Annotated in this window: 6 protein-coding genes and 1 pseudogene; 2 read left to right on the top strand and 5 right to left on the bottom strand. The window is 69.6% G+C overall.

What is annotated here, in order from left to right; all coding sequences use genetic code 11:
- From AC27IO_RS16430 to AC27IO_RS16410, 5 genes and pseudogenes are all read right to left on the bottom strand, one after another.
- Positions 1-1,460, bottom strand: a 1,460-nt coding sequence (locus AC27IO_RS16430; protein WP_498739730.1) for a methyl-accepting chemotaxis protein, incomplete at its 3' end; no start/stop codon positions are given.
- 226 nt (positions 1,461-1,686) lie between these two features.
- Entirely contained in the window at positions 1,687-3,903 is a 2,217-nt protein-coding gene (locus tag AC27IO_RS16425) for a malate synthase G (RefSeq protein ID WP_498739728.1), read from the bottom strand.
- Between the two features lie 210 nt (positions 3,904-4,113).
- Entirely contained in the window at positions 4,114-5,508 is a 1,395-nt protein-coding gene (locus tag AC27IO_RS16420; protein ID WP_498739727.1) for a class II fumarate hydratase, read from the bottom strand.
- Positions 5,509-5,512: 4 nt separating this feature from the next.
- Complete coding sequence (locus AC27IO_RS16415; RefSeq protein ID WP_498739725.1) at positions 5,513-6,496, bottom strand: tripartite tricarboxylate transporter substrate-binding protein; 984 nt, start codon at positions 6,494-6,496, stop codon at positions 5,513-5,515.
- A gap of 44 nt (positions 6,497-6,540) precedes the next feature.
- Positions 6,541-7,902, bottom strand: a pseudogene (locus AC27IO_RS16410) (class-II fumarase/aspartase family protein); the annotation flags it as partial.
- Between the two features lie 115 nt (positions 7,903-8,017).
- On the opposite strand from AC27IO_RS16410, the gene AC27IO_RS16405 reads away from it, so the two are divergent.
- Positions 8,018-8,758 carry a GntR family transcriptional regulator gene (locus tag AC27IO_RS16405; RefSeq protein ID WP_284430996.1) on the top strand — a complete coding sequence of 247 codons (741 nt, stop codon included), beginning with the start codon at positions 8,018-8,020 and terminating at the stop codon, positions 8,756-8,758.
- Between the two features lie 193 nt (positions 8,759-8,951).
- The coding region (locus tag AC27IO_RS16400) for a LysR family transcriptional regulator (RefSeq protein WP_498739723.1) at positions 8,952-9,482 on the top strand (531 nt) is incomplete at its 3' end.

Genomic DNA, 9,482 nt, shown 5'->3' with positions numbered 1-9,482 from the left:
ACCAGCGCCGCGTTCTGCTGCGTCACCGTGTCCATCTGCGAGATGGCCTGGTTGACCTGCTCCAGCCCGGTGGTCTGCTCCTGGCTAGCCACGCTGATCTCGCCCACGAGGTCGGTCACGCGGCGCACGCCGTCCACCACCTCGCGCATGGCTTCGCCGGCCTGCTCCACCAGCCGGTTGCCCGAGTCCACGCGCTGCACCGAGTCGTCGATCAGGCCCTTGATCTCCTTGGCCGCCGCCGCGCTGCGCTGCGCCAGCGTGCGCACCTCGCCCGCCACCACGGCGAAGCCGCGGCCCTGCTCGCCGGCCCGCGCAGCTTCCACGGCCGCGTTCAGCGCCAGGATGTTGGTCTGGAAGGCGATGCCGTCGATCACGCCGATGATGTCCACGATCTTGCGCGAGGCCGCGTGGATCTCGCCCATCGTGGAGACCACGTTGCCCACCACCTCGCCGCCGCGCACGGCCTTGTCCGAGGTGGCCTGCGCGAGCTGGTTGGCGGTGCGCGCGTTGTCGGCGTTCTGGCGCACGGTGGCGGTCATCTGCTCCATGGACGCGGCCGTCTGCTGCAGCGCGCTGGCCTGCTCTTCGGTGCGGCTGGACAGGTCCAGGTTGCCCCGCGCGATCTCGCTGGAGGCCACGGCGATGCCCTCGGCCCCGTGGCGCACCTGGCCCACGGCGGTGCGCAGCTGCTCGCCCATGGCGTTCAGCGTGCGCAGCAGCTGGCCGGTCTCGTCCTGCGCGGTGCTGTCGGACGACACGGTGAGGTCGCCCGTGGCCACGGTCTTGGCCATGGTCACGGCATCGTGCAGCGGGTGGGTGATGCTGCGCGTGATCGCCACGGCCAGCGCCAGCGCGATCAGCGTGGCCAGCGCGCCCAGCGCGATCAGCTGCAGCCGGCCGCTCTGGTAATTGGCCTGCACGGCTTCGGAGGATTCGTTGATCTGCGCGCGCTGGAAGTCCAGCATCGCCTGCAGGGCCTGCAGGTATTGCTCGCCCGCGGGGGTGAAGTCGGCGTTCAGGATGCGCTCGGCGTCTTCGGAGCGGCCCTCGGCCTTGGCCTTGTAGATGGCATCGCGGGCGACGACGAAGCGCTTGCGCTCTTCGCCGGCCTTGTCGAACAGGGCCTGCTCCTGCGGGCTGCTGATGAGCTTGGACAGCTGGCTCTGCTGCTCGGACGACATCTTGGAGGCCGCTGCGTTGTCCGCCGCGAACTGCTGCGCCAGGGTGGCGTCGGTGCTGCGGGCCACCACGCTGTGGCGGCGCACGTTGCTGAAGATGGTGCGGTACCAGTCGGAGATGAGCCGCTCCTTGGTCAGGGGCAGGGCCATCATCGAAGCCGTCTCTTGCGCCACCGACTGCAATTTCCAGGTGCCCACGCCCAGCATGGTGACGATGAAGAGGATGAGCACGCCGAAGGCCAGGCCCAGGCGTTTTCCGATGGAGATGTTTTGGAGATTCATGGTGAGGCTAGGGAAAACCCTTGGTTGGTGGGCGATTCTCTCCGCATTGCTCTAGCGCAACTACAAACCCTTACGCCTTGCCGGAACATATGGATTTACCCGGATACCCCTGTTAAGCCGTGTTTTTCGGGCGCCCAACGAAAACGGGGCACCCGGATGGGTGCCCCGACGAAGGGAGGCTGGCCGGCACTCCAGGCGCCGGCCGGGCGGAAGGTGCCGAGCGGGTTCAGCGCACGGCGGTGCCCGCCTTCACCTTCAGCCGCCAGGCGTGCAGCAGGGGCTCGGTGTAGCCGCTGGGCTGCTCCACGCCCTTGAAGACGAGGTCGCACGCGGCCTGGTAGGCGGCCGATTCGGCGAAGCGCCCGGCCATCTTCTGGTACAGCGGATCGCCGGCGTTCTGCTGGTCCACCACGGCGGCCATGCGCTCGAAGGTTTCGCGCACCTGCGCTTCGGTCACCACGCCGTGCAGCAGCCAGTTGGCCATGTGCTGGCTGCTGATGCGCAGCGTGGCGCGGTCCTCCATCAGGCCCACGTTGTGGATGTCGGGCACCTTGGAGCAGCCCACGCCCTGGTCGATCCAGCGCACCACGTAGCCCAGGATGCCCTGGGCGTTGTTGTCCAGCTCCTGTTGCTTTTCGGCATCGCTCCACTGCGGCGTGGCGGTGACTGGCACCGTGAGCAGGCCGGTCAGCAGGTTGTCGCGCTCGGCGTTGGCGTCGGTCTTTTCCAGCTCCTTCTGCACCTCGGCCACGTTGACCTGGTGGTAGTGCAGCGCGTGCAACGTGGCGCCCGTGGGGCTCGGAACCCAGGCGGTGTTGGCGCCGGCCTTGGGGTGGGCGATCTTCTGTTTGAGCATCTCGGCCATCAGGTCGGGCATGGCCCACATGCCCTTGCCGATCTGCGCCTTTCCGCGCAGGCCGCACGACAGGCCCACGAGCACGTTGTTCTTCTCGTACGACTGGATCCAGGCGCTGGCCTTCATGTCGCCCTTGCGCACCATGGGGCCGGCCTGCATGGCGGTGTGCATCTCGTCGCCCGTGCGGTCCAGGAAGCCGGTGTTGATGAACGCCACGCGCGCCGAGGCCGCGGCGATGCAGGCCTTGAGGTTGACGCTGGTGCGGCGCTCCTCGTCCATGATGCCCAGCTTGACGGTGTTTTCGGCCAAGCCCAGCAGTTGCTCCACGCGGCCGAACAGGTCGCTGGCGAAGGCCACCTCGGCCGGGCCGTGCATCTTGGGCTTGACGATGTAGACACTGCCCTTGCGCGAGTTGCGGATGCCGCCCTGCCCCTTGCCCTGCAGGTCGTGCAGCGCGATGGTGGTGGTGACCACGGCGTCCAGGATGCCTTCGGGAATCTCGCGCTGCGTGCCTTGCGCATCGGTCCACAGCACGGCCGGGTTGGTCATGAGGTGGCCCACGTTGCGCAGGAACATGAGCGAGCGGCCGTGCAGGCGCACCTCGCCGCCGCCATCAGGCGCGGTATAGATGCGGTCCGGGTTCAGGCCGCGCGTGAAGGTCTTGCCGCCCTTGCTCACCTGCTCGGTGAGGTCGGCCTTCAGGATGCCCAGCCAGTTGGCGTAGCCGTTGACCTTGTCCTCGGCATCGACGGCGGCCACGGAGTCTTCCAGGTCCAGGATGGTCGAGAGCGCGGCTTCCACCACCAGGTCGCTCACGCCGGCGGGATCGGTCTTGCCGATGGGCGTGCTGCGGTCGATCTGCAGGTCCAGGTGCAGGCCGTGGTGGCGCAGCAGCACGGACGAAGGCGCCGACGCCTCGCCCTGGTAGCCCACGAACTGGGCCGGCTCCTGCAGACCGGTGGTGCCGCCGCCCTCCAGCGCGACGACCAGCTGGCCGCCTTCCACGCGGTAGCCGGCGGCGTTCTTGTGCGTGCCCTGGGCCAGCGGCGCGGCCTGGTCGAGCACCTCGCGGGCGAACGCGATCACGCGGGCGCCCCGCACGGGGTTGTAGCCCTGGCCCTTCTCGGCGCCGTCGGTCTCGGGGATGGCGTCGGTGCCGTAGAGCGCGTCGTACAGCGAGCCCCAGCGCGCGTTGGCCGCGTTGAGCGCATAGCGCGCGTTCAGGATCGGCACCACCAGCTGCGGGCCGGCCTGCGTGGCGAGTTCGTCGTCCACGTTGGCGGTGGTGGCCTGCACATCGGCCGGCTGGGGCACCAGGTAGCCGATCTGTTCGAGGAAGGCGCGATATGCCGCCATGTTCTGCACCGGGCCCGGGTTGGCGCGGTGCCAGGTGTCGAGTTCGGACTGCAGGCGGTCGCGCTCGGCCAGCAGGGCGATGTTGCGCGGCGCCAGGTCGGACACCAGCGCGCTGAAGCCCTTCCAGAACGCCTCGCTGTCCACACCCGTGCCGGGCAGGACCCGGTCTTCGACGAAGCGGTGCAGGGAGGTGGCCACTTGCAGGCCGTGAACGGTGGTGCGGTCGGTCATGGAGGTCTCTTGGGTCTGGGAAAGGGTGGATGCAAACCGGCAACGGCCGCCAGGGACCGTCACCACGATGTCGACCCACTGTATTGCAAATCTTTCCAGACATAAACCGCCTGAAAATCTCAGAACCAGTGACTTTTACGCACAAATGAAGAAAGCGGCGGCGAGGGCCGGGCGGGGTTGCGCCGCCGCCCGGAGCGCCTTCGGTGCCCGTCAGCCGCGCCCGGCCATGGCCCGCGCGTCCACCCTTCGGTCGTATTCGTCGCCCGTGAGAAACCCCAGCGCCACGGCGGCGGCCTTCGGCGTGATGCCGCGTTCCATGGCCTCGCGCGTGATGCGGGCCACGCGGTCGTAGCCCAGCACCGGGTTCAAGGCGGTGGCCAGCAGCAGGGCGTTGTCCACGTTGGCGGCCAGGCGGTCGGTGTCGGCCTCGATGCCCTGCACCAGGCGCTCGGCGAACACGCGGGCGCTGTCGGCCAGCACGCGGATGGATTGCAGCAGGTTGTGGATGAGCACCGGCTTGGCCACGTTCAACTCGAAGTGGCCCGATGCGCCGGCCAGCGTGATGGTGGTGTGGTTGCCCATCACCTGCCAGGCGGCCTGCGCCACCACCTCGGCGATGGTCGGGTTGCGCTTGCCCGGCATGATCGACGAGGTGAGCCCGTCGTCCGGGATGCGCAGCTCGCCCAGGCCGCAGCGCGGGCCCGAGCCCAGGAGCCGCAGGTCGTTGGCGATCTTGGCCAGCGACGCGGCGACCACGTTCAGCGCGCCGGACACCTCCACCAGCGCATCGTGCGCGCCCATGCCCTCGAATTTGCTCGGGTTGGGCGTGAAGGCCATGCCGGCCAGCGCGCTGGCCTCCTCGCAGAACGCCACGTCGAAGCCGGGCGGCGCATTCAGCCCCGTGCCGGCCGCGGTGCCGCCCTGCGCCAGCAGGCACAGGCGGGGCAGGGTGGCGTGCAGCCGGTCGATGCCATGGCCCACCTGGTGGGCGAAGGCTTCGAAGCCCTGGCCCAGCGTCATGGGCACGGCGTCCATCAGGTGGGTGCGCGCGATCTTCAGCACGCCGGCGAAGGCGGTGGCCCGCTCCTGCAGGCGCGACTGCAGCAGCGCGAGCGCGGGCACCATTCGGTCGCGCAGCTCCAGCGCCGTCGCCAGGTGCATCACGGTCGGAAAGGTGTCGTTGGACGACTGCGAGGCGTTCACATGGTCGTTCGGGTGCACCGGGCTGCGCGTGCCCGGCGGCTGGCCCAGGCGCTGGTTGGCGCGGTTGGCCAGCACCTCGTTGGCGTTCATGTTGGTCTGCGTGCCCGAGCCCGTCTGCCAGATGGTGAGCGGAAAGTGCGCATCCAGCAGGCCGGTGCGCAACTCCTCGGCGGCGGCCTCGATGGCATCGGCGCGCAGGGCGTCCAGCGTGCGCAGGCGGCGGTTGGCGCGGGCCGCCGCCTGCTTTTGCAGGCCGAAGGTGTGCAGCAGGCAGGCCGGAAAACGCTCCTCGCCGATGTCGAAGACCGCGAGCGCGCGCTGGGTCTGCGCGCCCCACAGGCGGTCGGCGGGAATCTCGACCGGCCCGAAGGCGTCGTGCTCGGTGCGGGTGGCGGCGCCCATGCGGTCAGTCCAGCGAGATCCTGGCCTCGGCCGCCACCTTGCGCCAGCGCTCCACCTCGGTGGCGGTGTGTCTGGCCAAGGCGTCCGGCGTGTACTGGTCGTCCGGCAGCATGCGGATGCCCTGCGCCGCCATCCTGTCGGTCCAGGCCTTGTCGGCCAGGGCCTTGGTGTAGGCCTGGTAGACCTTCTGGATGGCCTCGCGCGGCGTGCCCTTGGGGGCGTAGATGCCGTACCAGGTGGCGGTCTCGAAGCCGGGAATCACCTTCTGGCCCAGCGGGGGCACGCCCGGGAACTGCGGCATGGCCTTGTCGGAGGTGAGCGCCACGGCGCGCACGCGCTCTCCGGCCAACTGGGGCAGGGCGGTGTTGGTCTGGTCGAACATCGCATCGACCTGGCCGGCCACCAGGTCGGTCATGGCTGGGGCCGCGCCCTTGTACGACACGGAGGTGATCTCGACCTTCGCGCGGCTGGCGAACAGCGCCGCCACCAGGTGCGAGGTGGAGCCCACGCCGGCGTTGCCGAAGTTGAGCTTGCTCGGGTTCTGCTGGCCGTGGGCGATCAGGTCCTCGGCCGTCTTGTACGGCGAGTTCTTGCCCACCAGCAGCACCAGGGGCGTGTCGGGGAAGCGGAAGACGGCGTCGAAGTCCTTCACCGGGTCGTAGGCCAGCTTCTTGTACAGCGAGGGCGCGGCGCCCATGTACCCCATGTGGCCGACCAGGAAGGTGTAGCCGTCCGCCGGCGCGCGCGCCGCCTTGGCGCTGCCGATGGTGCCGCCGGCGCCCGGCGTGTTCTCGATGATGATCTGCTGGCCCAGCTGCGTGCTGGTGCGCTGCGCGATGTCGCGCGCCATGGCGTCGGTGGGGCCGCCGGCGGCGAAGGGCACGATCCAGGTGAGCGGCTTGGCGGGGTAGCCCTGCGCCTGGGCGGCGAAGGCCAGGGTGGCGGCGGCCAGCGCCACGGTGGCGCGGCGGAAGGTCGAAGGTTGCATGCGTGTCTCCGGTTGACGCTCTTGGGAATCAGCTTTTTTTTCTGCGCGCGCGACAGGGCCAGGGCGCGGTCCACCATCCCGGGCGCGGCGCCCAGGTAGTTGCGGGGATCGGTGAGGCGGTCGATCGCCGCGCGGTCGAAGTGCGCCGACACCTCGGGCAGCCGCGCCAGCGCATCGGCCAGCGTGCCGCCCTGCGTGTTCACGGTGCGGCAGGCGCCGTAGACGATGTCGTGCGCCTGCTGGCGGCCGGTGAACGGGGCCAGGCCCATCATCACGGCCTCGGCCACGATCAGGCCGTCCGTCATGTCCAGGTTCCTGGCCATGCGGTCTTCGTTGACGATCAGGCCGCCGAGCATGAAGCGCGCCTGGTTCAGGGCCCCGGCGGTGAGCACGAAGCTCTCGGGAATGGCGATCCACTCGGCGTGCCACGGGCCGGTGGCGCGCTCCAGGTCCTGCACCATGGCGTCCAGCATCAGGCCGGCATGCTGGCGCACGGACTTGGAGGCCGCCAGCATCAGCTCGCTGGAGATCGCATTGCGCTTTTGCGGCATGGTGCTGCTGGCGCCGCGGCCGGGCACGAAGGGCTCGAACACCTCGCCGAACTCGGTGGCCGACAGCAGCATCACGTCGTAGGCGATCTTGCCCAGCGAGCCGGTCACCAGGGCCAGGAAGTTCACCGCCTCGGCCAGCCCGTCGCGCGCCACGTGCCAGGTGGTGGCGGGCACGCCCAACTGCAGCTCCTCCATCAGCAGGCCCTGCACCTCCAGCCCGGAATCGCCCAGCGAGGCCAGCGTGCCCGCTGCGCCGGCGAACTGGCCGACGAGCACGCGTTTTTTCAGCTCCTGCAGCCGCTCGGCATGGCGGTCGAACATCGCCAGCCAGATGGCGGCCTTGTAGCCGAAGGTGATGGGCAGCGCGTGCTGCAGATGGGTGCGCCCGGCCATGGGCGTGTCGCGGTAGCGCTCGGCCAGGCCGGCCAGGATGCCGCGCAGGGCTGCGATGTCGGCCTCCACCAGCGCCAGCGCGTCGCGCACCTGCAGCACCGTGGCCGTGTCCATGATGTCCTGGGTGGTGGCGCCCCAGTGCACATAGCGGCCGGCGTCGCCGCACTGCTTCACCAGCTGGTGCACCAGCGGCAGGATGGGGTAGCCGACAATGTCGGTCTCCTGGCGCAGCAGCTCGAAGTCGAGCGCGTTCAGGTCGCAGCGCGCGGCGATCTCGCGGGCCGCTTCGGCCGGAATCACGCCGCAGCGGCCCTGCGCGGCGGCCAGCGCCACCTCCACTTCGATGTAGCGGGCGACGAGCGTGCGGTCGGCGAAGATCGCGCGCATGGCGGGCGTGCCGAAAGCGTCGCGAAAGAGCAGCGAGTCGATGGCGGTGCTGGAGGCGAAGGCGGGGGTGGTCATGGTGTCGGTGGTTGCGTCGGCGTCCGCGGGTGATTAAGTTCGGACATATGAATTATTGTGTTTATGTACGTACATAAAGAAAATCCGGGTTTACCCCGGATGAGGGGCTGCGCCCATGGCTGAGCCGCGCTACGCGCTGGTGGCGCGCCATCTGTCGGAGCGCATCGCCGCGGGCGAATACGTGGTGGGCGCGCTGCTGCCGACCGAGCTGGAGCTGTGCGACCGCTACGGCGTGAGCCGCCACACGGTGCGCGCCGCGATCTCGGAGCTGCAGCAGTCCGGCCTGGTGTCGCGCCGCAAGAAGGTGGGCACGCGCGTGGAGGCGGCCACGCCCAATGCGCATTACCAGCAGACGCTGGCCTCGCTGGACGACCTGGTGCAGTTCGGCGCCACCCACGTGCGCGAGGTGCGCCGCATCGAAGAGGTGGTGCTCGACCGCGAACTGGCCGCCGAGCTGGGCTGCGCCGCCGGCAGCCGCTGCCTCGCCATCGCCAGCCTGCGCCGGGACGGCGCCGCACCGCACCTGCCCATCGCCTGGACGGTGGTCTATGTGGATGCGGCCCGCTTCGACGCGCGGGAGCTGGCCGAACACGTGCGCGCCGCGCCCGACGTGCTGGTCAGCAGCCTGCTGGAGGCGCAGTACGGCCTGCGCATCGCCAAGGTGCGGCAGGACATCGTGGGGGCGCTGGTGCCGGAGTCGCTGGCCGAAGAGCTGCAGGCGCCCGCCGGTTCCGCGGCGCTGAAGATCGTTCGCCGCTATGTGGACACCGGCGGCGAGCTGATGGATGTGAGCGTGACGCTGCACCCGGCCAGCCGCTACACGCTGTCGATGCAGCTCACCCGCGCGGCCGTCTAGGCGCGGCTGCGGGAGCGATCGGCGCGGAGCGGGGCGGCCCCGTGCAATTCATGGGGTAGAGTTTGCTATTGTTTTGATAGCTATACGCCCTAGAATTGATTGCACTGGTGCCCGATTTCGCTTGAAATCCTACGTCAGCAATCAGCGTGGAACCCGCATGCATCCGTGACATCCATCCGCATAATCGGCGCCCATGGACAAGCTCAAGGCCTTCGAGTCATTCGTGTCGGTGGCAACGCGCGGCAGCCTCACCGCGGCCGCCAAGGCCGAAGGCGTGGCCCCGGCCATCATGGGGCGCCGGCTCGATGCGCTGGAAGAGCACCTGGGGGTCAAGCTCATGGTGCGCACCACGCGGCGCATCCACCTCACGCACGAGGGCAGCGCCTTCCTCGAAGATTGCCAGCGCCTGCTGTCCGACGTGGCGAATGCCGAGGCCAGCGTGTCCGCCGGCGGCGTCAAGGCCACCGGGCACCTGCGCATCACCGCGCCGGCGGGCTTCGGGCGGCGCCATGTGGCGCCGCTGGTGCCGCGCTTTCGCGACCTGCATGCCGAGGTGACCATCTCGCTCAACCTGAGCGACCGCGTGGTCGATCTGGCGGGCGAGGGATTCGACTGCGCGGTGCGCGTGGGCGACCTGCCCGATTCTTCCCTGGTGAGCGTGCGCATCGCCGACAACCGGCGCCTGTGCGTGGCCACGCCGGCGTACCTGGCGCGCCACGGCACG

The organism is Acidovorax sp. KNOB132, assembly GCF_057541515.1.
Note: the sequence above shows the minus strand (reverse complement) of the source record. Positions and strands in the feature narration are given on the sequence as shown.

What these genes read in the sequence shown, in the direction of transcription:
- AC27IO_RS16405 (WP_284430996.1), top strand. Translation starts at nt 8,018, where the DNA reads ATGGCTGAGCCGCGCTACGCGCTGGTGGCGCGCCATCTGTCGGAGCGC.
- AC27IO_RS16420 (WP_498739727.1), bottom strand. Translation starts at nt 5,508, where the DNA reads ATGGGCGCCGCCACCCGCACCGAGCACGACGCCTTCGGGCCGGTCGAG.
- AC27IO_RS16415 (WP_498739725.1), bottom strand. Translation starts at nt 6,496, where the DNA reads ATGCAACCTTCGACCTTCCGCCGCGCCACCGTGGCGCTGGCCGCCGCC.
- AC27IO_RS16425 (WP_498739728.1), bottom strand. Translation starts at nt 3,903, where the DNA reads ATGACCGACCGCACCACCGTTCACGGCCTGCAAGTGGCCACCTCCCTG.